Below are 26,265 nucleotides of genomic sequence, written 5' to 3' on the forward strand. Positions count from 1 at the left end.
CATCAATCGTTGACGAACCCGGCCCCAACCGGCAAAACAGACGCTGGGTAATGCGTGGGTGGGGGTGTGTGATGGCGAGTGCGGATCCGACCGGGCCGAAGGGCGGCCTCTATGGCAGCGCCTTCCTCGACACCTCGTCGCTCGATCCTAACGTGCGCGCCACCATGATGGGCTATTACTGGGCCACCCAGTATGGCGGCACGCAGGCGACCACGGTCTTCACCTATGCCTTCGCCACCTCCGACGCGGATTTCGACATTCCCGGCGGCTATCCGGAGGCCGACTATGTGGACATCGCCTCCGAGCTGAGCGCGGTGCAGAAGGACGCTGTGCGCCTTGCCGTGGCGCAGCTGAGCGCCTTCACGCAGCTGAGCTTCGTTGAATCCGCCTCCGCCACGGCGGCGAACGCCACGCTGCGCTTCGCCAACTATCAGGATGAGGGCTCGGAATCGAATTTCCCGCCCAATGCCGGCAGCTATGCCCCCTCGGACAGCCGCTTGGCCGGCGACACCTGGCTGGGCCTCAACGGCGATACCACCGGCAATTACATCGGCACCGATGAGTATCTGACCATCATCCATGAGATGGGGCATGCCTTCGGCCTGAAGCACGGCCATGATTCCGATTACAATGGCGGGCTCTCGGCGGATCGCAACGGCACCGAATTCTCGGTGATGACCTACGCCAGCTATATCGGCACCGATCTGTCGCAGGGCCTTTCCACTGCCTGGCGCGGCAGCGCCCCGCAGGGCTACATGATGTACGACATCGCCGCCCTGCAGGCCTATTACGGCGCCAATTTCAGCGCGGTGGGCACCACGGCGGTCTATAGCTGGGATGCGGTCACGGGCCAGCAGTACATCAATGGCGAAGCGGCCCCGCTCACCGGCGTGTCCGAGACCGGCAAGATTCTGCAGACCATCTGGACGCAGGGCGCCACCGCCACCTACGACTTCTCGAATTTCTCCGAGGACCAGCTCGCCGACCTGCGGCCCGGCCAGTGGTCCACCTTCTCCCGCGCGCAGCTGGGTGATCTCAACAACGCCGTGCCGCAGGGCACGCTGGAGTATCAGGCCAAGGGCAATGTCTATAACGCGCTGCTCTATGAGGGCGACACCCGCTCGGCGGTGAGCGGCCTCATCACCGGCAGCGGCAACGATACGCTGATCGGCAACGATATTGATAACCTGCTCATCGCCAATGCCGGCGACGACCACATCACCACCGGCGCCGGCAACAATCGCGTGTCGGGCGGGGCAGGGGCGGACACCATCGTGTTCGGCAGCGGGCACAACATCCTGTTCGACGCGCTGGCGGACCTGAATGGCGACGCGGTGTTCGGCTTCTCGGCGCTCGGCCGGGTGGACATGCTCGGCAGCCGGCTCACCGCCGCCACCTACAGCCTGACCCATGATGCGGCCACCGCCACCTTCGCGTCCGGCGGCAGCGCCTTCCAGCTCTTCGGCGATTTCTCCGGCGGCGACTTCATGACGGTGGCGCGCGGCAGCGGGGCGGAGGCCATCACCTATCTGAGCTTCGGCACCTTCCTGCCGACGCTGTCCGAGGGCGCGGCCGTGGACGCGAGCCTGATCAACGGCATCGCCAACCAGCCCTATCTGTCGGGCGATGGCGGGGTGAGCTTCACGCTGGAATTCACCTCGGCGCAGTCGGGCTATCGCAATATGCTCGGCACCTACAACATCTCCGTGGACGGCAGCATTTCGGACGTGCGCATCCTGTTCGGCGACACGTCGGTGGAAGCGGGCGGCACGACGCTCAGCCTCGGCCAGCCGGGCAATGGCGACAGCGTGGGCTTCTTCCTGATCCAGGACGGGTTCAACCGCTACGGCTCGCTGCCGGACGACATCTCCTTCCTGTTCGAGGCGGGCTCCACCACGCCGGTGCTGCACAGCCAGCAACTGGCGCTCTACGGCGCCACCGTCTTCCACTCCACCGCCGCCTACAATGCGGATGGGCTGGATCATGTGCTGAGCGGCATCTCGTCGGATGCCTCCTCGCTGGTGATCGGCTTCGAGGACGTGGCGCGCGGCACGGCCGACGACGATTTCCAGGATGTGGTCTTCACCCTGCACGCGCACGACGGCTTCCTGCTGGTGTGAGCGAAGGGCGCACAAGACCGCCTTCCCTTCGTTCCTGCGGGGGGGGGGGGGGGGGGCGTTCCGCGCGCCGCAGCCTCTTGGCTGCCTCCCAAACGCAAAACGGCCCGCCAATGGCGGGCCGTCGTTACTCTCAAAGCCGGTCTGAAAGGATCAGGCGGCCTTGCTGCGGGAGGTGATGAGCTTGCGGTTCATCAGCACTTCCGCGATCTGCACCGCGTTCAGCGCCGCGCCCTTGCGCAGATTGTCCGACACGCACCAGAAGGCGATGCCGTTGTCCACGGTCGGGTCGTCGCGCAGGCGCGAGATGTAGGTGGCGTCCTCGCCCGCCGCTTCGTGCGGGGTCATGTAGCCGCCCGGCTCGCGCGTATCCACCAGCAGGACGCCCGGCGCGTTGCGCAGGATCTTGCGGGCGTCTTCCGCGGACAGCTCCTTCTCGAACTCCACGTTCACGCTCTCGGCGTGGGAGATGAAGACCGGCACGCGGACGCAGGTGGCCGTGAGCTTGATCTTGGGGTCGAGAATCTTCTTCGTCTCGACATTCATCTTCCACTCTTCCTTCGTGAACCCGTCCTCCATGAACACGTCGATCTGGGGGATCAGGTTGAAGGCGATCCGCTTCGGGAACTTCTTCGCCTCGACCGGGTCGGAGACGAAGACCGCGCGGGTCTGCGAGAACAGCTCGTCCATGGCATCCTTGCCGGCGCCGGAGACGGACTGGTAGGTGGAGACCACCACGCGGGTGATGGTGGCGGCGTCGTGCAGCGGCTTCAGCGCCACCACGAGCTGCGCGGTCGAGCAGTTCGGGTTGGCAATGATGTTCTTCTTGGTGAAGCCGACGATGGCGTCGGCATTCACTTCCGGAACGATCAGCGGCACGTCGGGATCGGTCCGCCACTGCGAGGAATTGTCGATGACGACGCAGCCCTGCGCGCCGATCTTGGGCGACCATTCCTTCGACACGGACCCGCCGGCCGACATCAGGCAGATGTCGGTGTCGGAGAAGTCGTACGTGGCGAGATCCTTGCACTTCAGGGTTTTGTCACCGTAGGAGACCTCGACGCCGACAGACCGGCGCGATGCCAGAGCGACAACCTCGTCGGCGGGGAAGCCCCGCTCGTCGAGGATCGAGAGAATCTCCCGGCCCACGTTTCCCGTGGCGCCGACGACGGCGACCTTGTAACCCATGACAAATCCTTGAGTGTCGTGTCCGTGGGACTTTTGAACCCAAGCCCCTGCGGGCTGTTACACCAAAGTCCCTTCGGACATGTTGTCCGGCACGAGAGGCCGGAACCGCGCGTTCTTAAGGAATCAGGCGACAAGTTGCAATGTGGGAAGCTGGCTTGCCGCGCGCAAGCCACTCTGCCGCGCGCAAGGGAAAGGCCCGCACCAGCCTGTATGGCTAAGGAATACCTGCCGTGGGGTCCGATCCTGCAACGGCAAGGCTTGCCGTCCCGCTCACGGTGTGGCCCTTCCGACACGCGCCTGCGCGTCGCGGCAGGGAACCGGGGAGGGCGACCAAGGGTTTCTTGCTTCGTTCAGACTTCTGCCGTAATCGGAATATCGGTGGTTTCGCGGGAGGTTGTCATGCGTGTCGCGCCGCTTTTTGTTCTGGCCGCTGCCGCGATGGTTGCGGTTACAGCGTTCGCGCCGTCCGCGAATGCGCAGTCCGATGGCCCCGTGCTCAGCGGTCCCCGCAAGCCCGTTCTGGCCCAGAAGAAGACCCGTATCGAGATCGTCAAGCGCTCGCCGCTCGACGCCGGCACGGTGGTGAAGCCCGGCTCCAAGTCCTATCTGGACTATGCGCTGCCGGCGAACGTGCTCTACCCGACCAACGGCCCCAGCTCGGACCATTACGGCGTCGTGCCGGTGTCCGCCGCTCTGCCCGGCCGCTGGGACCTGCCCGGCTTCTGAGCCGGCGGTTTTCCGCACCAGACATCTGCTCCTTCGGGAGCCTGAAGCCGTCCGCAATGACTGTTGCGGGCGGCATTTGCGTTTCTACGGCCGGTGGCAGGCAGCTCCTGCGTTTGGCCGCTGACGGCGGGTTCTTTCTGCATTTCGCCGCCGATGGCGAGCAGCTTCTGCATTTCGCCGCCGATGGCGGCAGGGGCGGTTGCCGGCTGCTGCCCCTCGCGTCGCGCCGTTGGCTATGTTGTGCCCATGAGTGAGCACCCGCCCGAGCCTCAGCCCGCGTCATCGCAGCCCGCACCGCCGCCCCCGCTCCCCCGTCGCCGCTATCGCGTGCTGCGGGCGCTGGGCGTCATCTTCGTCTTTCTGATGCTGGGCCTCGCGGTGCAGCTCCGCCACCTCCAGACCATGCCCATCGGCACCGGGGAGAGCCAGGGCTCACCCGATGGCCGCTACGTGGCCTCCGTCATGGACTATACGGAGCGGCACTTCTTCACCGGCGAGCCGCGCAATTGGTTCGAGTTCGAGATCGAGGGCCCCGGCTTCTCCTACAGGCAGACCGGCACGCCCATCCCAGGCCCCTATTTCGGCTCGCGCTCCTCCTATTCGGTGATCCACTGGGAGCCGGATTCCTCCGCCGTGCGCTTCGTCTTCCCCGGCGCCGAGCTGCGCTTCAAGGTGGGGCCGCAGGAAAAGTAAGGCGCCGAAATTCCTTGCTGTTCCCGTGCGGCATCCGATGATGGTGCGGCCGGCAGGGGCCGGCAGGGTGACGTGATCCGGGGTGTCTGATGCGTATAGCGGTGATTTCCGACGTCCACGGCAATGCCATCGCCCTGAAGGCGGTGCTGGAGCATCTGAAGTCCGCTCATGCGGACCTCATCGTCAATCTGGGCGATCTCGTCTCCGGCCCGTTCGATCCGGCGCTCGCCGCCGACATGCAGATGGACCTCGACGCCGCGACGCTGGCCGGAAATCACGAGCGGCAGGTGCTGGCGGGCAGCACCGGCCGGGTGGATGCCTTCGCCCGGCAGCGCCTCTCCGCCGCCCATCTGGACTGGATGGCCCGCCTGCCGCCGACCCTGTCGCTGGCCGATGGCGAGGTGTTCGCCTGCCACGGCAGCCCGGCGGGGGGCGATCTGGAATATATGCTCGAAGACGTGTCCGAGGGGCGGGTGCGGCTGTCGGAGGAGGACGCCATCCGCCCGCGCATCGCCGGCATCGGCGCGGCGAAGGTGGTGCTGTGCGGGCACAGCCACACGCCGCGCCTGCTGACCCTCGACGGTGTGCTGCTGGTCAATCCCGGCAGCGTGGGTCTGCCCGCCTATCGCGACCTCGAGCCGCCGCACGTGGTGGAGACCGGCGCCCCGCACGCCCGCTATGCGGTGCTGGAGCGGCTCGCCAGCGGCTGGGCGGTGGACATGCGCGCCGTGCCCTATGATTTCGAGGCGGCGGGCAGGCAGGCGGAACAGCACGACCGGCCCGACCTCGCCCATGCGGTGCGCACCGGCACCTACCGGCCCGGCATCGGCAAGACCCATCCCCACCGCTGACCAATCCACATCCCGGAGATGGGATAGGGACTTTCCCCGAACGCACATGACAAATGCCGCCGGCCCCGGCATAAGACGCCGCGAAACGGCCTGCCGCAGCGGAGCGGCCGGGGCAGGAACGGCACCGGCCGGGGAGGGGACATGTCCAGCGTTATTCCGGGCTTCCGCCTCTCGCTGGGCGTCACGCTCACCTATCTCTGCCTGATCGTGCTGCTGCCCGTGGCGGCCCTGCTGTTGCAGGCGGCGGATGTGGGCTTTGCCCGCTACATCGCCATCATCACCTCGCCGCGCACGCTGGCCTCGTTTCAGGTGACGCTCACCACCGCCGCCATCGCCACCCTGTTCAACGCGGTCTATGGCCTCGCCCTGGCCTGGGTGCTGGTGCGCTATGAGTTTCCCGGCAAGCGCCTGCTGGATGCGCTGGTGGACGTGCCCTTCGCGCTGCCGACCGCCGTCGCCGGCCTCGCGCTCACCGCGCTGTTCGCCAAGAACGGCTGGTATGGCGCGCCCTTGGCGCAATGGGGCATTCAGGTGGCCTATGCGCCCGCCGGTATCGCCTGCGCCATGGCCTTCACCTCCATTCCCTTCGTGGTGCGCACCGTGCAGCCGGTGCTGGAAGACCTTGCGGCGGACGTGGAAGAGGCGGCCGCCACGCTGGGCGCCTCGGATCTGCGCATCTTCTGGACGGTGATCCTGCCGGCGCTGTTCCCGGCCTTTCTGGCCGGCTGCTCGCTGGCGTTTGCCCGCTCGCTGGGCGAGTTCGGCGCGGTGGTGTTCATCGCCGGCAACCAGCCGTTCCGCACCGAGATCGTGGCCCTGCTCGCCTTCATCCGGCTGGAGGAATATGACTATCCGGCCGCCGCCGCGATTGCCGCCACCATGCTCGGCCTCGCCTTCCTCATGCTGCTGACCGTCAACGCCATTCAGGCGTGGCACCAGCGCCGCACCATCCGGGAGGACTGACCCATGGCGGATGCGCGCCCTTCGGACGCCCCCACCCGCCGCCGCGTCGGCGACGGCCTTCTCACCCGGATCGTGCTCATCGGCAGCGTGCTGCTGGTGACGCTGTTCGTGCTCATCGCCCCGCTCACCTCCATTTTCACCGAGGCGTTCGCGCGCGGCGCGGCGGCCTATTTCGACAGCCTCACCAAGCCGGACACGCTGCACGCCATGCAGCTCACCCTCATCACCGCGCTGGTGTGCGTGCCGGTGAACGTGTGCTTCGGCATCGCGGCGGCGTGGACTGTCGCGAAGTTCTCGTTCCCCGGTCGCGGGGTGCTGATGGCGCTGATCGAGCTGCCCTTCTCCATCTCGCCCATCGTGGCGGGCGTGGCCTATCTGTTCGTCTATGGCGCGCAGGGGCTGCTGGGGCCGTATCTGGAGATGTGGGACATCAAGATCATGTTCGCCACACCGGCGATCATCCTCGCCAGCCTGTTCGTGACTGCCCCGTTCGTGGCGCGCGAGATCGTGCCGCTGATGATGGCGCAGGGCCGCGAGGAGGAAGAGGCGGCGGTGACGCTGGGCGCCTCGGGCTGGCGCATCCTGCGCACGGTGACGCTGCCCAACGTGCGCTTCGCGCTGCTCTACGGGGCGGCGCTGTGCAACGCCCGTGTCATGGGCGAGTTCGGCGCGGTGTCGGTGGTGTCGGGCAACATCCGGGGCCAGACCTCCACCATGCCGCTGCAGATCGAGCTGCTGTATCAGGACAGTCAGGTGGCAGCGGCCTTCGGCGCGGCGACCGTGCTGGCCGGCGTGGCGCTGGTGACGCTGGTGGCCAAGCTGATCATCGAGCGGCTGGACGCCGAGCGCGCGCGGCTCAACGTGGCGCGCGGCGCGGGGCACTGAGGAGTTTTTCTCCGGGGCCACATGGCGCTGCTCTCAAGGCTGAGGGCCCTTGCCGCTCCCTTGAAACCGTCATCCCCGGGCTTGTCCCGGGGATCCACGCCGTGCCGACCTTACACCGTCGGAATGGGGCGAACGCTGCCGTTTCGACCATTGGCCATCCCTTCCATCCAATGGAAGGGCGTGGATCCCCGGGACAAGCCCGGGGATGACGGACGGTGAGGGGGCTAGGGAGGCTAGAGGGGGCGGGTCGCGTGCGACAGCCCCTGTCGCGAACGCGCCGAAAGCCGGACAGGGCACGTCGAACATGCGCCGCCGGGCGGTACAGGCGCGCATAAAGGCAAGCTGCATCAAGTCGTTGGCCCGGTGGCACGGCGGTTGCTTGGAAAGCCTCGTCCTGTCATCAGCGAAAGCGGCGGATGAGACCCATGCTTGCCAAGACGCCCGCTATCCCTCTCCCGTCTTCCGGTCCCACGCCCGCCGCGCAGCGCACGGCCTTTCTTAATGACACCACGCTCAGGGATGGCGAGCAGGCGCCCGGCGTCGCTTTCACCCGCCGGGAAAAGATCGAGATCGCCGAGGCGCTGTGCGCCGCCGGCGTGCCGGAGATCGAGGCCGGGACGCCCGCCATGGGCGATGACGAGATCGAGACCATCCGCTCCATCGTGTCGCTGAACCTGCCCATGCGCGTGATGGCCTGGTGCCGCATGAACGAGGCGGACCTGATGGCGGCGGTGGCGGCGGGCGTGCGCATCGTCAATGTCTCCATTCCCACCTCCGACAAACAGCTCGCCGGCAAGCTGGGCAAGGATCGTGCGTGGGCGCTGGGCAAGGTCGGCGAGATGGTCGCCTTCGCCCGCAAGCTCGGCTTCGAGGTGGCGGTGGGCGGCGAGGATGCCTCCAGAGCTGATCCCGATTTCCTCTGCCGCATCGCCGAGGTGGCGAAGGCGGCGGGCGCCTTCCGCTTTCGGCTGGCCGACACGCTGGGCGTGCTGGAACCGTTCGGCACCTGCGCGCTGGTGCGCCGGGTGGCGGCGGCCACCGATCTGGAACTGGAATTCCACGCCCATGACGATCTCGGCCTTGCCACCGCCAACACGCTGGCGGCGGTGATGGGCGGGGCGCGCCACTGCTCGGTGACGGTGGCCGGCATCGGCGAGCGCGCCGGCAATGCGGCGCTGGAGGAAGTGGCGGTGGCCCTGCGCCAGACAGCGCGAGCGGAAACCGGCATCCAGCCCGCCGCCCTCGGGCCGCTGGCCGAGCTGGTGTCGCACGCCGCCGGTCGCCCGGTGCCGCGCGGCAAGGCCATCGTGGGCGCCGACATCTTCACCCATGAGAGCGGCATTCATGTCTCCGGCCTGCTGAAGGACCGGGCCACCTATGAGGCGCTGAACCCGGAAGTGCTGGGGCGCGGCCACAAGGTGGTGCTGGGCAAGCATTCCGGCCTTCAGGCGGTGGAGAAGGCGCTCGCCGACATGGGCCTGACGGTGGATGCGGACCGGGGCCGGGTGATCCTGGCGCAGGTGCGTGCCTTCGCCCAGCGCACCAAGGCCAATGTCTCGCCCGAGATGCTGATGCGCTTCTATCAGGACAGTTTCTCCGGCGCGGCCCTGCGGCTGCGGCGCGCGGCCATGGAGGGCGCGCGATGATCATGGGCTCACGCCGCGAGGCGGCCGCCGTGCTGCCGGCCGTGGTCGAGGCGCCGGCCGCGCCCGGTTTGTGGCGGCAGATCCGGGCGGATGTGCGCTGCGTGACATCGCGCGATCCTGCGGCGCGTTCCACGGCTGAGATCGTGCTCACCTATCCCGGCGTGCATGCGGTGATCTGGCATCGCATCGCCCATCGCCTCTGGCGGGGGCGGGCGGGCACCGGCGGGCGCTTCGGGGCACGCTTTCTGGCGCGCGTCATCTCGTGGTTCGCGCGCCTCGTGACCAATGTGGACATCCACCCCGGCGCGCGCATTGGCCAGCGCTTCTTCATCGACCATGGGGCCGGCGTGGTCATCGGCGAGACGGCGGAAGTGGGGGACGACGTGACGCTCTATCACGGCGTCACCTTGGGCGGCACCTCATGGACGCCGGGCAAGCGGCATCCGACGCTTCTGGATGGCGTGCTGGTGGGGGCGGGGGCGAAGATCCTGGGTCCGATCACGGTCGGGCCGGGGGCGCGGGTGGGCGCGAACTCGGTGGTGATCGAGGACGTGGCGCCGGGCATGACGGTGGTGGGCATTCCCGGCCGGGTGGTGAAGCCTTTGAACGAGCGCCGCCGCCTCGGCGACGGGCGCATCGATCTCGAGCATCATCTGATGCCGGATCCGGTGGGGGAGGCCATCTCGGCGCTGCTGGACCGCATCGAATTCCTCGAGGCGCGCCTCGCGCATCATCAGGAGGCGGGCCATGTGCCGGGCGTGCCGGGGCCGGGCGGCCCCTGCGTGGACGTGCGGCTGGGACCATCGCCCGCCCGCCGCGAGCACCCGGCGCTCGGGCTGTCCTGACAGTCCGTTTGGGAAATCGGCGGCAGAGGGCCGTCGAGGGATTTGCGGTGATCCGGCTGGAGAAAATGCAGCCCCGATGCCGCGCATCGGGGCTGGGCCTTGCGCCGGACCGGCCGGGGTTTCACCGATCGCAGCCCGTGAAGCCGGTCCGACCGCTTCGAGAGAGGCGTCCGGTTTGACCCGTGCCGTCCGGCCTGGCCCGCCGACGTTCTCATGGCCGTAGGGATTCTGGAGCATGTCCGGCTAGGACGGATCGACCTTCCGGCCGGAGAAGCGCAGGACCGTGTAGCCGGCGAGACCGGCGAGCAGCGAGCCGGCGAGGATGCCGTACTTGACGCGCTCCTGCAGGGCCGGATCCTCGAACGCCAGCAGGCCGATGAACAGGCTCATGGTGAAGCCGATGCCACACAGCAGGGCCACGCCCAGCATCTGGCCCCAGTTTGCATGCGCCGGCAATTCCGCCCAGCCGAGGCGGGTCATCAGCACCACGGCGCCGAACACCCCGCCCAGCTTGCCCAGCAGCAGGCCGGCGGCCACGCCCAGGGTTAGCGTGTCCTGCAGCACGGCGGGCGTCACATGGGCGAAGGACACGCCGGCATTGGCGAAACCGAAAATCGGTACGATGAGGAAGGCCACCGGCGCGTGCAGCCAGTGCTCCAGCCGGTGCAGCGGCGAGGACTCGTGCGCGGCGTCGGGCGTGTCCCTGGCGGTCCGCAGCGGGATGGTGAGCGCCAGCAGCACGCCGGCGATGGTGGCATGGACCCCGGACAGGAAGACCAGCACCCACAGCACCGCACCGAGCACCAGATAGGCCGGCAGCTTCCGATAGCCGGCAGTGCCCAGCCCGCGCAGGATGGCGAATACGAAGGCTGCGCCGAGCAGCGCGTAGATGTTGATCTGCGCGGTATAGAACAGGGCGATGACGATGACAGCGCCGAGATCGTCGATGATGGCGAGCGCGGCCAGGAACACCTTCAGCGAGACTGGCACGCGGCTGCCCAGCAGCGACAGCACGCCCAGTGCGAAGGCGATGTCGGTAGCGGCCGGGATCGCCCAGCCGCGTAGCGCGGCGGGATCGGCGAGGTTGAAGGCGACATAGACGAGGCCAGGCACGATCATGCCACCCAGGGCTGCCACCCCGGGCAGGGTACGGCGGGCCCAGGTGGAGAGCTGGCCGTCCAGCACCTCGCGCTTGATCTCCAGCCCCACCAGCAGGAAGAACAGCGCCATCAGCGCATCATTGATCCAGTGCAGAACACTGAGCGGGCCGACATAAGCGTGAAGCGCATCGAAATAGGCCGATGCGAGGGGCGAGTTGGCGACGATGAGCGCGGCCAGCGCCGCCGCCATCAGGATGATGCCGCCAGCGGCTTCGGAATGCAGGAAGGCGCGCAGGGCCGAGGCCGGGCGACGGATGACGGAGTTCATGGTCATCAGATCGCCTCCGGCCCGATGGCGGCAGCGCGAGGCCGAACAAGGCCAAAATGCAGGCAATAGACGCGATCACGCGCAAGGACGCGCCAGAAAGGCAGCAGCATCGTCACAGGTCTCCGACACTGGCGGCCCGACCAATGCATGAACCTGTTCGCCCTTGACGGGACACGAACACCCGCTGCTCCTATCGCACCTTCGGCACGTGGTCGCAAGTCTTGGCGCCGGCCCACTGGCGGCCGCACCTCATCTGCAGAACACAACGGATTTCGATTGCCGTGCGATCTTCGCCGGGAGACGTTCGCTCTTCAGCTGTCAGGCTGGACATGGCGGTCCGGGGCATGGCAGCGGAGCCGATCGACGCTGCGCCCATCACCGCGTTGCACGCTTGCGTGGCCACGCCTGCCTTGCAATGGCTGTCTTGCCACTTCGGTACGTCCGGCCCGGAGGCTGGCCGGGCGGGACGTGCCTTTTCGTGTCCGTGCCGATACGGCTAGAGCATGTCCGGCTTTGATTGCTGCGCAATCCAAGCGACAAGACATTCTCCATCAAGGAGTTGGAGCGTTTCAGTGTTTCCATGAAACACTGAAACGCTGAAATACTCTAGCTCAGCAGGCTCACCTTGCCGGTGGCGAGATCGTACACCGCGCCCACCACCTGCACCTTCTTCTCCGCCACGAGGCCGGAGAGGATGGGCTTGGCGGTCTTCAGCCGGTTGACGTTCAGCGCCACGTTGGCGGCGATGGAGGCGTCCAGCAGGTTGGCGGGTTTCTGGGCCTTCGCCGTCTCCACCGCCGGCTTGATGGAGCGCACCAGCTCGGGCAGATGGCCCGGCAGCTTCACCTTGTCCTTCAGCACCTTGATGGCCGCATCCACGGCGCCGCAATTGCTGTGGCCCAGCACCATGATGAGCGGCGTACCAAGGAATTTCGCGCCATATTCCAGGCTCGCCAGCCCGTCGTCATTCACGAAATTGCCGGCGAGGCGCACCACGAACAGTTCGCCCGGCCCCTGATCGAAGGCCAGTTCCGGCGCCACGCGGGAATCCGCGCAGGAGAGGATGGCCGCGAACGGATATTGCGCGCTCGCCCGCGCGGCGCGGCCGGCGGTGAAATCCTTCTGCTCCGGGGCGCTGGCGGCATAGCGGCCGTTGCCGTCCATCAGCCGCTTCAGCGCGGCGTCGGGCGAGATGGCGTTCGGCGGCGGCGTCTGCGCCAGCGCGGGCAGAGCGAGGCCGCCCAGAGCGCTGAAGGCCCCGGCGGCGAGGAAGCCGCGACGGGAAAGGCCGAAGCCGGGCCGGCTGTCAGAAGAATGGCTGCCGGAAATGTGGCTGCAACTGGGGTGATCGCACATGGACGGGCCCTCGGGACGGGGAAGGACGGAACGGGAAAAAGAAGTGCTGGCGCTGAAGGTCTGCGCCGGGCCTGAGGCCGGCGATTCGACATGCGCCCGGACGTACGTACCGGGGGCGTATACTTGGCAGGTGAAGTGCGGCACAAAAGGACAAACTTTGCAGGTATCCGCCCGTGCCAGCAAAACCTCGTTCCGTGCCGCCGGCCGACCGGCCGGCTGATCTGCTTCCCGGTGATTTCACCGCTGCCGTGGCGCGCCTTGAGGCGCATCCGCAGTTCAGGTCCGTTCTTTCGCGCTATTGCCACACGGTGGCCGCGCAGGCGCCGGAGGGCTGGCCGCTGGTGAAGCTGCTGGATCAACTCGCCCGCTACATGATCTGCTATGTGATGATCCACAATTATCATGCGTGGCGGCAAGGCTCCGGCCCGCCGCCCACGCTCTCCGCGCTGCAGGGCGCGGTGCAGTCCAGCGCGCGGCAGACGGCGGGCTTCGTGGCGCAACTGAAGGCGAGCCGGCTCGTGATGGTGGAGCCCGATCCGGCGGACCGGCGGGTGAAGCATCTGCGCCCGACGCCGGACGTGGTGTTCGAGGTGGGCCGCTCGGTGCTGGCCTTCGTGGCGGCGGCGGAAGAGCTGTCGGGCGGGGCGACCGCGCGCAGCGCCCTGCTGGCGGCGCATGCGGACGCGCTGGGCGACCTGCTGCGCCGTTCCGCCGCCTTCGTGCTGGCGCACGGCACGCTGATCCATCCCTTTCCGCGCGTGCTGTCCTTCGCCCGGCGCGATTGCGGCTATCTGCTGCTGTGCGCGGTGATGGGCGCGCATTACGCCGCCACCGTGCCGGGGGCGGCGCCGGCTTTGCCGCTGAGCTATCGCGCGCTGGCCGGGCGGCTGCGGGTCTCGCCCGCCCATGTGGGCAATCTGCTGCGCGATGGGGAGCGGGAAGGCTGGTTCGCCACCGACGCGCGTGGCCGCCTTGCCTTTATGGATCCCACGCTCAGCGCGGAATTCGAGCTGTGGGGCGCGTGGCAGATGGCACATTATCTGGCGCTGGCCGGCGAGACGGCGGAGGCGTTCGCCCCCGCCGGAGTGGCCTGAGAGCCCGGCCTGAACCTCAGTCGGCGGGTGCCGGCCTTGGGGGCGGGGCAGTCAGCCGGCGGGCGTCGGCCTTGGGGCGAGGTAGTCAGCCGGCGGGCGCCGGCCTTGGGGGCGGGGTGATCAGCCGGCGGGCGCCGGCTGGGGGGCCTGTTCGGGGGCGCTCTCCTGCGGCACCGGGCGGAAGGTGAGCGCGACGAGCACGGCCAGCAGGCCGAGGACCCATGCCCCCACATAGAGCCATGTGTAGGTGGCGAAGCTGTCATAGATCAGCCCGCCGGTGATCGGCCCCGTGGCCATGCCGAGGGCGCCGGCCATGCTGGTGCCGCCAATCACCGTGCCCATGAGGCGCAGCGGGAAGTTTTCCCGCGCGATGACGGCATAGAGCGGCATGATGCCCGCATAGATGAAGCCGAACAGGATCGCCGCCGCATAGAAGGAGGCGAGCCCGGAGGCGAATACATAGGCCAGCGCCCCGAAGGCCTGCGCCAGCAGGCCCAGAATGAGGATCTGCCGGGCGCCGAAGCGATCGCCCAGAAGGCCGAAGGCGACGCGGCCGAACAGACCTGCAAACCCCTCGGCGCTGTAGATGGAGACGGCGGCGATCACCGGAATGCCGCAGGTGATGGCATAGCTCACCGTGTGGAAGATCGGGCCCGAGTGGGTGGCGCAGCAGAAGAAATTGGTGGCGCACAGCACCATGAATTGCGGCGAGGCCAGCACCTGCCGGGTGGTCATCTCCCGGGCGGCGGGCGCGGCCGGCTCATCCGCAGATGCGGGGGCGGCCGGATGGGCCAGCGCCGGAGCACGGCGCACAAGCAGGGCAGCGGGGATCATCACCACCGTCACCAGCAAGGCGATGATCTGCATGGAGGTCCGCCAGTCCTGCCATGTGATCAGCCAGGCGGCGAAGGGCGCCATGGTCATGGGCGCGATGCCGATGCCGGCGGAGACGAGGGAGACGGCGAGGCTGCGATGGGTGTCGAACCAGCCGGTCACGCAGGCCATCATGGGCGGGAGGATGGCGGCGGTGGCGGTGCCGGCCAGCAGGCCGAACAGCAGCTGGAAGGCGAGGAGCGAGGGCGCGAGGCTGGCGAGCGTGAGGCTCGCGGCCAGCAGCACGGAGCCGGCGAGCACCACGGGCCGCGGCCCCAGGCGATCGGAGAGGCTGCCCCACGCCATGCTGGCAAAGGCCATGGCGAGAAAGCCGATGGTCATGGCCGTCGAGACGCCGGTGACGGACCATCCGGTATCGTGCGCGATGGGGCGCAGGAAGACGGGCAGCGAGAACATGGCACCGGCGGCCATGCAGCCCATGACCCCGCCCGCGCCCACGATAACCCAGCGATAGTGCCTGTGGTGCATCCATCCCTCCCGCTCGCTGCCGGTACGCTGCCCGCGCCGGCTCTTCTGGAAGACGCATCTCCCCGGCGGATGCCGACATCATGCCCCGGAAAAATGCCGGGGCAGTAGGAAACCTGCGCCCCACCTCGTTCTTGCCCCTCCCATCCCCCCGCTACCGGCATTGCCCACAAACGAGCCATGCGAAAATGGCGGGGTGCGACCTCTTGTACCAAAACTATTAGGCTCCTAATAAATAGCATGCCTTACGAAACTCCCCATACGTCACCGGCGGCGACCTCGATTTTCGGCCAGCTGGTGATGCAGGTGAACCGCCTGTGGCGGAAGGAGCTGGACCATGCGCTCGCCGCGCACGGCCTCTCCCAGGCCACCGCTCTGCCGCTTCTCATGCTCTCGCGCCGCGATTGCATGCGGCAGGGCCAGCTGGCGGAGGAACTCGGCATCGAGGGGCCCTCCCTCGTCCGCCTCATCGACATGCTGGCTGCCGAGCAACTGGTGGAGCGTCGCGAAGACCCCGCCGACCGCCGCGCCAAGACCCTGCACCTCACGCCGGCCGGCCGCGAGAAGGGCGCCGAGATCGAGACCGTGGTGGCGGGTGTGCGTGCTCGCATCCTCTCCGACGTGGCGCCCGCCGATCTGGAGCTGGCGCTCGACGTGCTGCGCACCGTGGAAACGCGCCTCCAGCACGAGGCCGAGGCCCGCCGCGCGGGCACGCCTGAGCGGGAAGCCAATGCACGCGGCGGGGAGGCGGCGTGATGTTTCCGAAGCTCGCCGCAATCCTGCCGCCGCCGCCGCGCGCCACCGACTGGCTCTTCTCCCTGAAGACCTTCGCCGCGGGCATGCTGGCGCTGTTCATCGGCCTCTATTTCGGGCTCGAAAAACCCTATTGGGCGCTCGCCACCGTCTACATCACCTCCACGCCCATGTCGGGCGCGCTGTCCTCCAAGGCGGTCTACCGGGTGGCGGGCACCGCCATCGGCGCCACGGCGGCGGTGGTGCTGGTGCCGCTGTTCGTCAATGCGCCGGAATTCCTCAGCCTTGCCCTCGCTCTGTGGGTGGGCGGATGCCTCGCCATCTCGCTGCTGGACCGCACGCCGCGCTCCTATCTGACCATGCTGTCGGGCTATACGGCGGCCCTCATCGGCTTCTCCTCGGTCTCCGATCCCGGCGCCATCTTCGACACCGCCGTGGCGCGGGTGGAGGAGATCGTGCTCGGCATCACCTGCGCCGGCCTCATCGGCCATCTGGTGTTCCCGCGCCATGCCGGCCCCATGGTGGCCCAGCGCATGAATGCGTGGCTGAAGGATGCCGCCGATCTCTCGCTGGATGCGTTCCGGGGCGAGGCCGGGCCGGAGGTGCGCCGCAAGCGCGCCAAGCTCGCCTTCGATGCCACCGAACTGCATGGCCTTGCCGTGCATCTGGCCTATGACCATTCCCATTTTCGCGGCACCACGCGGCAGATGCAGGCCCTGCGCGGCCGCATGCTGCTGCTGCTGCCGCTGCTCGGCGGCATCGGCGCCCGCATCTCGGTGCTGAAAGAGGCCGGCGCGCTGCCGCCGGCTCTGGATGCCGTGCTGTCCGGCCTTGCCGGCTGGACGGCGGCCGGCGAGGCCGCCAATCCGGCCGAGGCGGCGGAGCTGCGCACGCGGCTGGAGGCCCTGCGCCCGCAGACCGGGCCTGCGAGCGACTGGCACGACCTCCAGCTCGCCTATCTGGTGGACCGGCTGAAGCTGTTCATGGACGTGCGCGAGGAATGCCGCGACCTGTGGCTGGCGGTCAAGGACGGCAAGGCCAGCCTGCCGCAGCGGCTCGGCACCCATCGCCGCGTGCCTTCGGCCGATACGGTGCATCGCGACCCCAGCCTGGCCCTGTGGTCGGGTGCTGCGGCGGCGCTCTCCATCCTGCTGTTCTGCGGCTTCTGGATCCTCACCGGCTGGACCGACGGCACGGGCGCGGCCGAAATGGTGGCGGTGGCCGCCTGCCTGATGGCGAGCCAGGACGACCCGGCCCCCGCCATCGTCTCCTTCACCCGCGCGGCGGCAGTCGCGGTGGCGGCGGTTGTGGTCTATTCCTTCGCCATCCTGCCGGCCATCGACGGCTTCCCGCTGCTGGCGCTGGCGCTCGGCCTTTATCTCATCCCGGCCGGCGCGCTCATCTCCATGCCGGGCTGGGGCCTTGCCGGCCTCGGGCTGGCGGTGAATTTCGCCGCTCTCGTGGGCGTGCAGGAGCGCTTCTCGGCGGACTTTGCCTCCATTCTCAACAGCGACATGTCGGCGCTCATGGGCATGCTGTTCAGCGCGCTGGTGCTGGCGCTGGTGCGCACCCTGTCTGCCGAGCAGGCGCTCAGCCGGTTGCTGGCGGCCAATGCGGAGGATCTGGCGGGTGTTGCCGCCGGTCCCGCGCAGGCGGCGGCCGAGCCGCTCGCCGTGCGCATGCTGGACCGTCTCGGCCTGATGACGCCGCGCCTCGCCCGCGCCAAGGCGGAAGGCCGTGGCCCCGGCACCAGCCACGCGCTGCGCGAGGTGACGGCGGCCATCAATGTGGCCGACCTGAAGCGCGCCCGCGTGGCACTGCCCATTGCCGCCCGCAGTGCCATTGATACGTTGCTCAGCGACGTGGCGGCGCGGGCGCGGGGCATCGCCGACGATGCGGCCTTCGATGCCGCCATGGCCGGCGTGCGCGATCAACTCGACGGGGCGCTGCGCGCCGTGCTGGCGGCGCCCGCCGGCGGCCGGCGCGATGACGCGGCCACCGCTCTCGTGGCGCTGCGCTGTTCGCTGATGCCCGACGCGCCGGCCTTCGCCGCGTCGGCGGCGGCCCTGCCGGCACCCCATGCCCATTGGAAGGAGGCCGTGTGATGGCCGATTTCGATCTCTACGGGGTGTTCCTGCCCCACCTCCTCGTGCTCGCCGTCGTCGCCTACGGGCTGCTGGCGGTGCTGCGCCGGATCATGCAGCGGGCGGGTGTCTACCGCATCGTCTGGCACCGCGCGCTGTTCGATGTCTGCATCTATGTCCTTGTGCTCGGCGGCATCGTCGAGCTGTCCCTGAAATGGTCCCCCCTGTGATGAAACGCTATCTCGCCAGCGCCGGGCGCATCGGCGTCACCCTCGTTGCCCTCGTCCTCGCCGGGCTTATGGGCCACCACCTCTGGTACTATTACATGGAGGAGCCCTGGACCCGCGATGCGCGGGTGCGCGCCTCCATCGTGGAAGTGGCGCCCGATGTCTCCGGCCTCGTGTCGCAGGTGCTGGTGGGCGACAATGCCACCGTGAAGAAGGGCGATCCCATCCTGCGCATCGACCCGAAGCGGTTCGAGATCGCGCTGGCCCAGTCGGAGGCCTCGCTCGCGGCCAAGAAGGCGGCCATGTTGCAGGCCCAGCGCGACTATGACCGCGCCCAGCAGCTCAACGAAATGGCGGTCTCCCGCCAGGCCCGCGAGCAGGCCGAGACCACGCTGGCGCAGGACAAGGCGGCGGTGGCGCAGGCGGAAAGCGACCGCGACCTCGCCGCCCTCAATCTGGAGCGCTCCACCCTGCGCGCGCCCGTGGACGGCATCATCACCAATTTCGACCTCAAGCCCGGCAAGTATGTGAGCGCGGGCAGCGGCGTCGCCGCGCTGGTGGACAGCTCGTCCTATTACGTGGCCGGCTATTTCGAGGAAACGAAGCTGCCGCGCATCGAGGCCGGCGACAAGGTGAAGATCCAGCTCATGGGTACTGATCACGTGCTCACTGGACGGGTGGAGAGCATCGCCGCCGGCATCGAGGACCGCGAGCGTTCGGACGGCACCAGCCTCCTGGCCAATGTGACGCCCACCTTCACCTGGGTGCGGCTCGCCCAGCGCGTGCCGGTGCGCATCGCGCTCGACCCGCTGCCCGCCGGCACGCGCCTCGTGGCCGGTCGCAGCGCCACGGTGGAGGTGCTGCCCGGCACGGCCCCCGTGACCGCCAGCGCGGCCGACGCCGCGCAGCCTCAGGTGCGCTGAACCGCGTCCGAGAGGCCCGAACCGGTATGGATTGCGCGCATTTGATGTGCGCAGCCCCCCTCCGGGCGTGACAGGATGCCGGCCCGGCTTTAGAACGGACCTTGGATCTCGCTGGGGCAGGGCGACATCAAAATGCCTCCACGGCCGCCCATGAGGGTGGCTGAAAGAAGGGGCGTCGAGAGGGGACACGTCGCGGCATGCCGCGATGGTGATCCGCAACGACCAGGACTGACCGGGTGCATGCACATTGTGACCGATAGCCCGGGTGCGCCGCAGGGCGCGCCCACCGATGCCCGCCCGCGTGCCGATGCCGCCCCCGCCGCCGACACCGCGTCTCATCCCGCCTGGCACGCCTGGACCCGCTGGCCGCCCGAGCCCGCCGCAGGCATTCCCGAGCTGGTGGAAGAGGACTTCGTGCTGCGCGTGCTCGATCGCATCGAGGCGGATTTCTCCCGCGTGGACGATCTGGAGGCACTGGCGGATCTGGCCGGGCTGAGCCCGTTCCATTTCCACCGCCGCTTCGCCGAGGTGATGGGCGAGACCGTGGTGTCCTACGGGCGCCGCATCCGGCTGGAAGCGGCGGCGAGCCGCATCTGCCGCACGCCCGCTTCCATCCTGCACACTGCCCATGCGGTGGGCTATGGCAGCCAGGCGGCCTTCACCCGCGCCTTCTCGCGCCGCTTCGGCCTGACCCCCAACCGCCTGCGCGCGCTGGCCGCCCGCGCCGCACCCGCGCCGCGCCTGCTGCATCACGATTTCGTGGCCGGGGCGCAGGTGACGCGGCAGGAGGACGTGACGCTGCTCGCCATGCGCTTCCATGGCGGCTTCGATCGCATCTCCAGCCACTGGGCGCGCTTCGGCGCGGCGCTGGAGGCCGCCGGCATCGGCGATGGAAACCTCAACGCCATCGGCCTGATGCATGATGATCCGGCGCTCACCGCGCCGTCCTTCATGCGCTTCGACTGCGCGGTGGTGGATCCCGACCCATTGGCGCCGCCTCCGGCCGCGCCCTTCCGGCGGCTGGTGCTGCGGGCGGGCACGTTTGCCGGCGTCGCGGTGTCGGGCACGCCGGACCTGATCGCGGAAGCGGCCTTCGCCCTGTGCGCGGTGTATCTGCCGCGCAGCGGCCGGATGATCGGCCGCGCACCGGGCAGCATCCACTATCAGGCCCCGCCGTGGCAGGCGGGCGAGGCCGTGGAGGCCATGGTGCGGGTGCCGGCGGACACATAGAGCATGTCCGGCTTTGATTGCTCCGCAATCCAGGCCGCAAGACATTCTCTATCAGAGACTTGGCGCGTCAGCGCGGGAAGAACAGGGGCTCGTAATCCATGGCGCCGTGGAAGACGTGGAGCACGAGCAGCCTGTCACCGTCGATCCGATAGAAGATCAGATACTGGCCCTGCACGCACCGGCGGATGCCTTCCGCTTCATGAGGCGGGGCCAGTGGATAGGCTTTCGGTGTGGCGCGGATCTGGCTGATCCGCTGCCGGATTTCGCGCGCGAACCACGCGGCACGTCTGGGATTGTCACGTGCGATATATGCGGTGATGGCCGCAAGGTCCGCTTTGGCTTCATGGGTAAAGCCGAGCTTCACCGCCTTCCGGCCTTCGATTTTTGCCGGCCGGACGTTTTTTGAAGCCCGGCAGCGGATGCCTCCCGCTCTGCCTGCTCCTGCTCAGCCGCCATAGCCTCATATTTGGCTTCCAACTGGTCCAGGAATTCATCGCCATCAACGACGCGCCCTGCCTCTGCATCGGCCAAGCCGCGCGCGAGCGCGGCGTTCAACGCGGCAAGGCGGGTCTCGCGCTCCTGAAGCAGCCGCACGCCCTCGCGCAGCACCTCGCTCTTGGAGCCGTAGCGGCCGGTGGACACAAGCTGCGTCACATAGGCTTCGAGCGTCTGCCCGAGATCGGCGCTGATGGGCATGACAGGATCCTCCGTTCAGAGGATCATGTCATGCGCCAATAACTATTATCAAGGCCGGGCCAAAAGCCTCACGGCTGCAGGGTCGCCAGCGCCGGGTCGCGGCCGGCGCCCAGATCCTGGTCGAGGCGCGGGGCGATGCGGCGGGCTTCGGCCACCAGCGCCGCCGTGAGCGGGGTGGTGGGCTCGCGGTGCGGCACCACGAGGCCGATGGAGTGGGTGATCTCCGGCTCCACGATGGGGATGGAGCGCAACTGCGAGGTCAGCCCCAGACTGTCCGCCAGCATGGCCGGCATGACGGAGGACCACTGGCCCGTGCGCACATGGGTGAACAGCACGATCATGGAGTTGGACTCCAGCGTCGGCTTCTGCGCCGCGCCGGAGCGGGCCAGCAGCCCGTCCACGATGCGGCGGTTCTGCATGTCGGGGGTGAGCAGGCAGAGCGGCAGCTCGGCGATCTCGGCCCACGTTACCTTGTCGCGGTCGCCATATTTGGCGCTGGGGGCGGTGACGAGGCGATAGCGCTCCCGATAGAGCGGCACCGTGTTCACCCGGCCCAGCGGCTCGTTGTCGAGATAGGTGAGGCCGGCGTCGATCTCCAGATTTTCGAGATGGTTCAGGATCTCGATGGAGGTGGAGGAGATGACGGTGAAGCGCACGTCCGGGTGGCGGGCGCGGAACGGCGTGGTGAGCGCCGCCACCATGGGCAGAGCGGTGGGGATGGCGGCGATGCGCAGCGGGCCGGAGAGGCCGCGCTTCAAGGCGTCGATGTCCTGCCGCATGGCGCGGCTGTCGGCCACGATGCGGCGCGCCCATTCCAGCGTGCGCTCGCCCTCGGGGGTGAAGCCCATGAAGCGCGAGCCGCGCTGCACCAGCAGCACGCCCAGCGTGTCCTCGAGCTGCTTGATGCCGGCGGAGAGCGTCGGCTGGGTGACGCCGCAGGCTTCCCCGGCGCGGCCGAAATGGCGCTCGCGTGCGAGGGCGATGAGATATTCCAGCTTGTCGATCATCGCCCGTCCGCCTGCTTCCGCCCCAAGGTCCGCCCATCCCGTCATGACGCGGGGGCGCGGCTCTTCTATGGCCTTGAGCTAAAACGATTCAAGGCTGAACGTCCATTCCTCCTCCGCAGGGGGCCTGTGGGGGAACAGAAGGCGGCGCCGGAAGGTTGGCCGGACAATCTCCCCGCGCAGAGAGGACATGTCCGTGCAGAGCAAGCTCCTGGCGGAGGCCGACGGCCTCCGCACCTTCGCCATCATCCTGGAGACCGGCGACGAGGTGATGGCCTCGCTGAAGGCCTTCGCACAGGCGGAAGAGCTGGCGGCGGCCCAGTTCTCGGCCATCGGTGCCTTCCGCGATGCGGTGATCAGCTATTTCGACTGGGATACGAAGAGCTATATCGACATCCCCGTGGACGAGCAGGTGGAGGTGGCCTCGCTGACCGGCGATGTGACGCTCGATCCCGAGGGCAAGCGGGCGCTGCATGTGCACACCGTGCTCGGCCGCCGCGACGGCAGCGCGCGTGCCGGCCATCTCACCAAGGGCCACGTGCGCCCGACGCTGGAAGTGGTACTCACGGAAACGCCCGCGCATCTGCACAAGCGGCATGATCCGGAAAGCGGGCTGGCGCTGATCCGCATTCCCTGATGCGGTGGGCAAGTGGAATGCGGTGGACACATGGAATGCGCCGGCAAATGGAAACTGTGCAATTGCCCCTGCGTCATCTTCTATTTCGCCGGTAATGGCCCAGTTCTGCCCAAATGCCAAGTATCCCTGTTGCGGTGCGTCGGCTCCTCAACCGGCAGATTCAAAAATTCTTAAGCATTGAGGCAGGATTTGTCGCAGGTTTTGCCGGGAACCAAAGCGCTGCTTCAGCACTTTCTCCCGCGCACCCCTGCGTGCCTGTATATCAGGTGGGAGAATTCAAGATGAAAAGTGCCATTGTTTGTGCGGCGGCCCTTCTGGGCGCGCTCACGCTCGGCACCGTGTCCGCGTCTGCTGCGAGCCCGATCTCGCCGCCCGCGACCTCGGCTTCGGCGGGTAGCCTGGTGGAACAGGCCGCCTGGGTCTGTGGCCCGAACCGCTGCAACTGGGTGACTGGCCGCCCGCGCGGCCCGGTGCCGCCGTGGGCCCGTGGCTGGGGTCCGCCGCGCCGCGCCAATTGCTACTGGGTCCGCCAGTCCCGCCCCGGCCCGGACCGCTGGGTGCAGGTGTGCGGCCGTCGCTGACGGCGGGCACGGCCTGATGTGATCTGCGGCGGGTTTCCCCGCCCCTTGAGAACGGCGCCTTCGGGCGCCGTTTTTCGTTTGGGGAGGGGCCCGTTCTTGTGGATGGTTGATTGGGAACGTCCGCCAAGGGGGCGCCGTCCCGCTCTGGACCTGCGTCGCTTGCCCCCTCCCTAGCCCTCCCCCGCAGGCGGGAGAGGGGACAGGTTGCTTGGGCTGAGACGTTGCTTGTGAGAACAGGGTTTTCCCCGCCCGGATGCCGGGCTGGCCCCATGCGGTTGGCGCGACAGGCTCCCTCTCCCGCTTGGGGGGAGGGGTGGGGAGGGAGAAAGGACGCGGCCGTGTGTGCGTGAGCGGACCGCCGGAAACGGTCCGTCCGGCCCTTACTCCCCAGCCGCCTGACGGGCGAGGGGATAGACGGCGGCGCTGGGCGCGTTTTCGGCGGCCCCTTCGGTGCGGGCATCCTCCGCGCGGGCGGCGCGGATGCGGGCGGCCAGCGTGATGCCGGTGCCGGCGGGCTCGTCCTGTGCGATCAGGCTGGAAATGGTGGCGCTGCGCCCACCCTCCGCCCGCGCCGCCACCCGGGCGGCAAGGTCGAGGATGGTCTGCTTCAGCAGCCGGTTGGCGTCATCGCCGGAAGCGGCCAGCGCGGCGGCGAGATCGGCGGGCAGCAAAGCCGGGGGCGGTGCGACCGCCGCTTCGGGCGCAGGCACCTCGCTCCCGCCCTCGACCGGCGTGCCATCACCGAGGCTGGCGGTTTCCGCCAGAACCGCGTCACGGGCGGCGCGGGCGCGCTCCAGCGCGCTGCTCATCATGGCATGGTCGGCGCGCAGCATGTTCAGCTCGTCGGACTGCCGGCGCAACTCCGCCTCGGCCGCCGCCGTCTCTTCCATGCGCTTGTGCTCCAGCACCTGCAGAGCGCTCTGGGTGCTGTCGAGGTCGCCCCTGGCCAGCGTCAGGGCGGTGTCCAGTTCCTGCGCCTGCGTGGTGCGGTCGGCGAGCGCGGTGCCGCGCGCCTCGGACACCTCGGCGGCGGCGATCAGCGCCTGTTGAGCGGCGCTCAGCTCGCCGGAGAGGCGGGTCTCGGTCTGGCCGGCGCGTTCGCCGAGGCTGGTCAGTTCGGCACGGGCGCGGGCGAGGTCGGCTTCCGTGGTCTTGAGCGTGGCGCCGGTGGCCGCATGGGCCTCCTGCTCCTTATCGAGCTGGCGCGACAGCTCCATGATGCGGCCGTCGCGGAGCAGCAGGGTGGTCTCGCGCTCGGCCAGCGTCACCTGAAGCTCTTCCACGCGGCTGGTGGCCTCGGCGAGCGCGGTGCTGGTGGTGGCGAGCGCGGCGCGGGTGTTGGCCAGCGTCGTGGTGGCCTGCTCCAGCAGCATGGAGGTGTCGGCAAAGCGGGCGGTCAGCGTCTCGTGGGCGCTGGTGAGCGCCGTGTGCGCGAGGGTGAGCGCGTCATGCTCGGCGGTCTTGGCGGTGAGGCGCTTGTCGAGATCGAAGGCTTTCAGCCGCAGCTGCTCGATGGTGGCGGCATGGGCGACGATGGTCTCGCGGGTCTGGTCGAGCTGGAGTTCCAGCCGGCGCTGGGAGAGCGCGAAGGCCGCGCGCTGCTGGTCCTTGTCCGCCTGCACCTCGAAGATGGAGACGGGCACGGCCGCTTCCACCCGCCGCGTGGTGAGGCGGACGGCGCGATGCCAGACGGCGGGCAGCACGAGGAGCGCGATCAAGGTCGCGCTCAGGGCTCCCAGTGCGAAGAACATGATCTGCTCGATCACGCGGTACCTGCTTTCATCCGGGCCAAGACCAACCTTCGGGTCAAGATGGGCCGGGCGGGTCCATTCATGCCACGCAAACGGGCGCCATGCCACAGTGCAGCATCGGCGCCCGTCTCTTGACCTTGCGTTTTGGTTACGTCCGGGCGGTGTGTCGGGATCAACGCGGCGGCACTATTTCCGCCACGCTGAAGCCTGCCGGGGTCAGAAGGGGTTCCAAGTGGGCTGGGCGGTGAATTTCAGATAGCCGATGTTGGCGCCGAGGCGCACGCCGACGCCCGAGCGGATCGGCACCACCACCACATTGTCATTGGCGAGCGCAGTCATGCCGAAGCCGGCCACGAAATAGGCCGAGCCGGTGACGCCGCCGAAGCGGCGGAATACGTCGTCCACGGTGCGCAGGTTATAGACCAGGATCATGGTCCGGCCGCCGTCGCCGCCGAAGTCCCAGCCGATGGACGGGCCCTGCCAGTACATCTTCAGGTCGCCGGCATTGCGGGTATAGAGCGTGCCCTCGCCATAGCGCAGGCCGCCGACGAAGGCGCCGGTGCCTTCCTGGCCGAGGATGTAGCCATTGGGCTCGCCCCACTGGGAGACGGCCTTCTGGATGGTGAGCGCGAGGCCCTTGGAGACCGAGCCGAAAAAGGAATGGCCCTTGGCCACCAGCTCGTTCTGGGAATAGGTGCTCTGCTGCTGATAGCCGCGCGGCTGCTGGGGCTGGTAGCCACCGCCGCTCTGGCCCTGATAGGCGCCGCCACCGCCCTGATAGGTACCCTGGCCCTGATAGGGCTGGCCCTGCGAACCATAAGGCTGCTGCTGGGCCGCGGCCGGCGCGGCGAAGCCTGCGACCAGTGACGCGAGCATGGCGGCCCCGGCGAGGGGACGGACCAGAGAAGAGCGCGGGATGGTCATGCGGAAGATCTCGCGTTTGGCGTCGGGACTTCGAGGGCCGCGAATCGGCAATCCGATCGTCTGCCCTCTCTGTGACGCGGACAAGGCGCGGCACAAGGCCAAGCCTCAGATGGGGGCGACGGCCGGCAAAGCAATGCCCGGCGAGGGAAAGCTGTTCCCCGCACCGGCATGGCCCGGCCGCGCGCCGGGTGATGGCCGAGCTTTGGCTGGCAAATCTAAACCGGCCGTTAACCCTGTGGGCGGGGCACGGGGACGTGAGGGGAAGGGAGGGTGAGGTTCAGCCGGTGTGGAGATGCAGGGGAAC

Annotated in this window: 24 protein-coding genes and 1 pseudogene; 16 read left to right on the plus strand and 9 right to left on the minus strand. The window is 68.5% G+C overall.

Annotation, left to right across the window (positions count from 1 at the left end; translation table 11 throughout):
- Window positions 1–71: 71 nt before the first annotated feature.
- Complete coding sequence (locus tag IEW24_RS04950; protein WP_188575953.1) at window positions 72–2,120, plus strand: DUF4114 domain-containing protein; 2,049 nt, start codon at window positions 72–74, stop codon at window positions 2,118–2,120.
- Between the two features lie 150 nt (window positions 2,121–2,270).
- On the opposite strand, the gene IEW24_RS04955 is transcribed toward IEW24_RS04950, so the two are convergent.
- Complete coding sequence (locus tag IEW24_RS04955) at window positions 2,271–3,305, minus strand: aspartate-semialdehyde dehydrogenase (RefSeq protein ID WP_188575955.1); 1,035 nt, start codon at window positions 3,303–3,305, stop codon at window positions 2,271–2,273.
- A gap of 399 nt (window positions 3,306–3,704) precedes the next feature.
- Between IEW24_RS04955 and IEW24_RS04960 the strand changes: the two genes are divergently transcribed.
- The 7 genes from IEW24_RS04960 to cysE all read left to right on the plus strand — a co-directional run bounded on the left by IEW24_RS04960 (window position 3,705) and on the right by cysE (window position 9,914).
- The gene (locus IEW24_RS04960) at window positions 3,705–4,031 is read left to right on the plus strand and encodes a hypothetical protein (protein WP_188575957.1); all 327 of its coding nucleotides are present in this window, start codon (window positions 3,705–3,707) and stop codon (window positions 4,029–4,031) included.
- Between the two features lie 246 nt (window positions 4,032–4,277).
- The gene (locus IEW24_RS04965) at window positions 4,278–4,724 is read left to right on the plus strand and encodes a hypothetical protein (protein WP_188575959.1); all 447 of its coding nucleotides are present in this window, start codon (window positions 4,278–4,280) and stop codon (window positions 4,722–4,724) included.
- Window positions 4,725–4,813: 89 nt separating this feature from the next.
- Entirely contained in the window at window positions 4,814–5,575 is a 762-nt protein-coding gene (locus tag IEW24_RS04970) for a metallophosphoesterase family protein (RefSeq protein WP_188575961.1), read from the plus strand.
- A gap of 141 nt (window positions 5,576–5,716) precedes the next feature.
- Complete coding sequence (gene cysT / locus IEW24_RS04975; protein ID WP_188575963.1) at window positions 5,717–6,538, plus strand: sulfate ABC transporter permease subunit CysT; 822 nt, start codon at window positions 5,717–5,719, stop codon at window positions 6,536–6,538.
- 3 nt (window positions 6,539–6,541) lie between these two features.
- Window positions 6,542–7,423, plus strand: a complete 882-nt coding sequence (gene cysW, locus IEW24_RS04980; RefSeq protein ID WP_188575966.1) for a sulfate ABC transporter permease subunit CysW — start codon at window positions 6,542–6,544, stop codon at window positions 7,421–7,423.
- 425 nt (window positions 7,424–7,848) lie between these two features.
- Window positions 7,849–9,069 (plus strand): homocitrate synthase, encoded by a 1,221-nt coding sequence (gene nifV, locus IEW24_RS04985; RefSeq protein WP_188575968.1) that lies wholly within the window; start codon window positions 7,849–7,851, stop codon window positions 9,067–9,069.
- A complete protein-coding gene (gene cysE / locus IEW24_RS04990; protein ID WP_373870007.1) occupies window positions 9,066–9,914 on the plus strand; it encodes a serine O-acetyltransferase in 849 nt (282 codons plus the stop codon). Before nifV ends, cysE begins: the two co-directional genes overlap by 4 nt.
- 243 nt (window positions 9,915–10,157) lie before the next feature.
- On the opposite strand, the gene nhaA is transcribed toward cysE, so the two are convergent.
- Window positions 10,158–11,348, minus strand: coding sequence for a Na+/H+ antiporter NhaA (gene nhaA / locus IEW24_RS04995; protein WP_188575970.1), 1,191 nt, complete (start codon window positions 11,346–11,348; stop codon window positions 10,158–10,160).
- A 600-nt stretch (window positions 11,349–11,948) separates the two neighbouring features.
- Window positions 11,949–12,698, minus strand: coding sequence for a carbonic anhydrase (locus tag IEW24_RS05000; RefSeq protein ID WP_188575972.1), 750 nt, complete (start codon window positions 12,696–12,698; stop codon window positions 11,949–11,951).
- A gap of 173 nt (window positions 12,699–12,871) precedes the next feature.
- Between IEW24_RS05000 and IEW24_RS05005 the strand changes: the two genes are divergently transcribed.
- A complete protein-coding gene (locus IEW24_RS05005; RefSeq protein WP_188575974.1) occupies window positions 12,872–13,792 on the plus strand; it encodes a helix-turn-helix domain-containing protein in 921 nt (306 codons plus the stop codon).
- Between the two features lie 120 nt (window positions 13,793–13,912).
- On the opposite strand, the gene IEW24_RS05010 is transcribed toward IEW24_RS05005, so the two are convergent.
- Window positions 13,913–15,154 carry an MFS transporter gene (locus IEW24_RS05010; protein WP_188575975.1) on the minus strand — a complete coding sequence of 414 codons (1,242 nt, stop codon included), beginning with the start codon at window positions 15,152–15,154 and terminating at the stop codon, window positions 13,913–13,915.
- 237 nt (window positions 15,155–15,391) lie between these two features.
- Here IEW24_RS05010 and IEW24_RS05015 point away from each other — a divergent pair, with 237 nt between their 5' ends.
- The 5 genes from IEW24_RS05015 (at window position 15,392) to IEW24_RS05035 (ending at window position 20,368) form a co-directional block, all read left to right on the plus strand.
- Window positions 15,392–15,907 carry a MarR family winged helix-turn-helix transcriptional regulator gene (locus tag IEW24_RS05015; protein WP_188575978.1) on the plus strand — a complete coding sequence of 172 codons (516 nt, stop codon included), beginning with the start codon at window positions 15,392–15,394 and terminating at the stop codon, window positions 15,905–15,907.
- Window positions 15,907–18,009: an FUSC family protein gene (locus tag IEW24_RS05020; protein WP_244644241.1), complete on the plus strand. Its 2,103-nt coding sequence runs from the start codon at window positions 15,907–15,909 to the stop codon at window positions 18,007–18,009. Before IEW24_RS05015 ends, IEW24_RS05020 begins: the two co-directional genes overlap by 1 nt.
- Window positions 18,009–18,218 carry a DUF1656 domain-containing protein gene (locus tag IEW24_RS05025; RefSeq protein WP_188575982.1) on the plus strand — a complete coding sequence of 70 codons (210 nt, stop codon included), beginning with the start codon at window positions 18,009–18,011 and terminating at the stop codon, window positions 18,216–18,218. The genes IEW24_RS05020 and IEW24_RS05025 overlap by 1 nt, the downstream gene beginning before the upstream one ends.
- On the plus strand, window positions 18,218–19,138 hold the full coding sequence (locus IEW24_RS05030; protein WP_188575984.1) for an efflux RND transporter periplasmic adaptor subunit: 921 nt from the start codon (window positions 18,218–18,220) through the stop codon (window positions 19,136–19,138). Before IEW24_RS05025 ends, IEW24_RS05030 begins: the two co-directional genes overlap by 1 nt.
- Before the next feature lie 249 nt (window positions 19,139–19,387).
- Window positions 19,388–20,368, plus strand: coding sequence for a helix-turn-helix domain-containing protein (locus IEW24_RS05035; RefSeq protein WP_188575985.1), 981 nt, complete (start codon window positions 19,388–19,390; stop codon window positions 20,366–20,368).
- Between the two features lie 67 nt (window positions 20,369–20,435).
- On the opposite strand, the gene IEW24_RS05040 is transcribed toward IEW24_RS05035, so the two are convergent.
- From IEW24_RS05040 to IEW24_RS05050, 3 genes and pseudogenes are all read right to left on the minus strand, one after another.
- Window positions 20,436–20,732, minus strand: a complete 297-nt coding sequence (locus IEW24_RS05040) for a type II toxin-antitoxin system RelE/ParE family toxin (RefSeq protein ID WP_188575987.1) — start codon at window positions 20,730–20,732, stop codon at window positions 20,436–20,438.
- 68 nt (window positions 20,733–20,800) lie between these two features.
- A pseudogene (locus tag IEW24_RS05045) lies at window positions 20,801–21,064 on the minus strand (type II toxin-antitoxin system ParD family antitoxin); the annotation flags it as partial.
- 68 nt (window positions 21,065–21,132) lie between these two features.
- Window positions 21,133–22,071: a LysR family transcriptional regulator gene (locus IEW24_RS05050; RefSeq protein ID WP_188575990.1), complete on the minus strand. Its 939-nt coding sequence runs from the start codon at window positions 22,069–22,071 to the stop codon at window positions 21,133–21,135.
- Between the two features lie 193 nt (window positions 22,072–22,264).
- Here IEW24_RS05050 and IEW24_RS05055 point away from each other — a divergent pair, with 193 nt between their 5' ends.
- Both IEW24_RS05055 and IEW24_RS05060 read left to right on the plus strand, forming a co-directional pair.
- Window positions 22,265–22,705 (plus strand): PPC domain-containing DNA-binding protein, encoded by a 441-nt coding sequence (locus IEW24_RS05055; RefSeq protein WP_373870008.1) that lies wholly within the window; start codon window positions 22,265–22,267, stop codon window positions 22,703–22,705.
- Between the two features lie 281 nt (window positions 22,706–22,986).
- On the plus strand, window positions 22,987–23,286 hold the full coding sequence (locus IEW24_RS05060; RefSeq protein WP_188575993.1) for a hypothetical protein: 300 nt from the start codon (window positions 22,987–22,989) through the stop codon (window positions 23,284–23,286).
- 380 nt (window positions 23,287–23,666) lie between these two features.
- On the opposite strand, the gene IEW24_RS05065 is transcribed toward IEW24_RS05060, so the two are convergent.
- Together IEW24_RS05065 and IEW24_RS05070 are read right to left on the minus strand one after the other, a co-directional pair.
- Entirely contained in the window at window positions 23,667–25,052 is a 1,386-nt protein-coding gene (locus IEW24_RS05065; RefSeq protein ID WP_188575994.1) for a coiled-coil domain-containing protein, read from the minus strand.
- Window positions 25,053–25,253: 201 nt separating this feature from the next.
- The gene (locus tag IEW24_RS05070; protein ID WP_244644163.1) at window positions 25,254–25,961 is read right to left on the minus strand and encodes a DUF1134 domain-containing protein; all 708 of its coding nucleotides are present in this window, start codon (window positions 25,959–25,961) and stop codon (window positions 25,254–25,256) included.
- Window positions 25,962–26,265 lie beyond the last annotated feature (304 nt).

Origin of the sequence: Azorhizobium oxalatiphilum, from assembly GCF_014635325.1 — a bacterium.
Classification (GTDB): Bacteria; Pseudomonadota; Alphaproteobacteria; order Rhizobiales; family Xanthobacteraceae; genus Azorhizobium; species Azorhizobium oxalatiphilum.

Bases quoted from the DNA above. Each gene is read 5' to 3' on its own strand.
- IEW24_RS04950 (WP_188575953.1), top strand. From the start codon at position 72: ATGGCGAGTGCGGATCCGACCGGGCCGAAGGGCGGCCTCTATGGCAGC.
- IEW24_RS04955 (WP_188575955.1), bottom strand. From the start codon at position 3,305: ATGGGTTACAAGGTCGCCGTCGTCGGCGCCACGGGAAACGTGGGCCGG.
- IEW24_RS04960 (WP_188575957.1), top strand. From the start codon at position 3,705: ATGCGTGTCGCGCCGCTTTTTGTTCTGGCCGCTGCCGCGATGGTTGCG.
- IEW24_RS04965 (WP_188575959.1), top strand. From the start codon at position 4,278: ATGAGTGAGCACCCGCCCGAGCCTCAGCCCGCGTCATCGCAGCCCGCA.
- IEW24_RS04970 (WP_188575961.1), top strand. From the start codon at position 4,814: ATGCGTATAGCGGTGATTTCCGACGTCCACGGCAATGCCATCGCCCTG.
- cysT (WP_188575963.1), top strand. From the start codon at position 5,717: ATGTCCAGCGTTATTCCGGGCTTCCGCCTCTCGCTGGGCGTCACGCTC.
- cysW (WP_188575966.1), top strand. From the start codon at position 6,542: ATGGCGGATGCGCGCCCTTCGGACGCCCCCACCCGCCGCCGCGTCGGC.
- nifV (WP_188575968.1), top strand. From the start codon at position 7,849: ATGCTTGCCAAGACGCCCGCTATCCCTCTCCCGTCTTCCGGTCCCACG.
- cysE (WP_373870007.1), top strand. From the start codon at position 9,066: ATGATCATGGGCTCACGCCGCGAGGCGGCCGCCGTGCTGCCGGCCGTG.
- nhaA (WP_188575970.1), bottom strand. From the start codon at position 11,348: ATGACCATGAACTCCGTCATCCGTCGCCCGGCCTCGGCCCTGCGCGCC.
- IEW24_RS05000 (WP_188575972.1), bottom strand. From the start codon at position 12,698: ATGTGCGATCACCCCAGTTGCAGCCACATTTCCGGCAGCCATTCTTCT.
- IEW24_RS05010 (WP_188575975.1), bottom strand. From the start codon at position 15,154: ATGCACCACAGGCACTATCGCTGGGTTATCGTGGGCGCGGGCGGGGTC.
- IEW24_RS05015 (WP_188575978.1), top strand. From the start codon at position 15,392: ATGCCTTACGAAACTCCCCATACGTCACCGGCGGCGACCTCGATTTTC.
- IEW24_RS05020 (WP_244644241.1), top strand. From the start codon at position 15,907: ATGTTTCCGAAGCTCGCCGCAATCCTGCCGCCGCCGCCGCGCGCCACC.
- IEW24_RS05025 (WP_188575982.1), top strand. From the start codon at position 18,009: ATGGCCGATTTCGATCTCTACGGGGTGTTCCTGCCCCACCTCCTCGTG.
- IEW24_RS05030 (WP_188575984.1), top strand. From the start codon at position 18,218: ATGAAACGCTATCTCGCCAGCGCCGGGCGCATCGGCGTCACCCTCGTT.
- IEW24_RS05050 (WP_188575990.1), bottom strand. From the start codon at position 22,071: ATGATCGACAAGCTGGAATATCTCATCGCCCTCGCACGCGAGCGCCAT.
- IEW24_RS05060 (WP_188575993.1), top strand. From the start codon at position 22,987: ATGAAAAGTGCCATTGTTTGTGCGGCGGCCCTTCTGGGCGCGCTCACG.
- IEW24_RS05070 (WP_244644163.1), bottom strand. From the start codon at position 25,961: ATGACCATCCCGCGCTCTTCTCTGGTCCGTCCCCTCGCCGGGGCCGCC.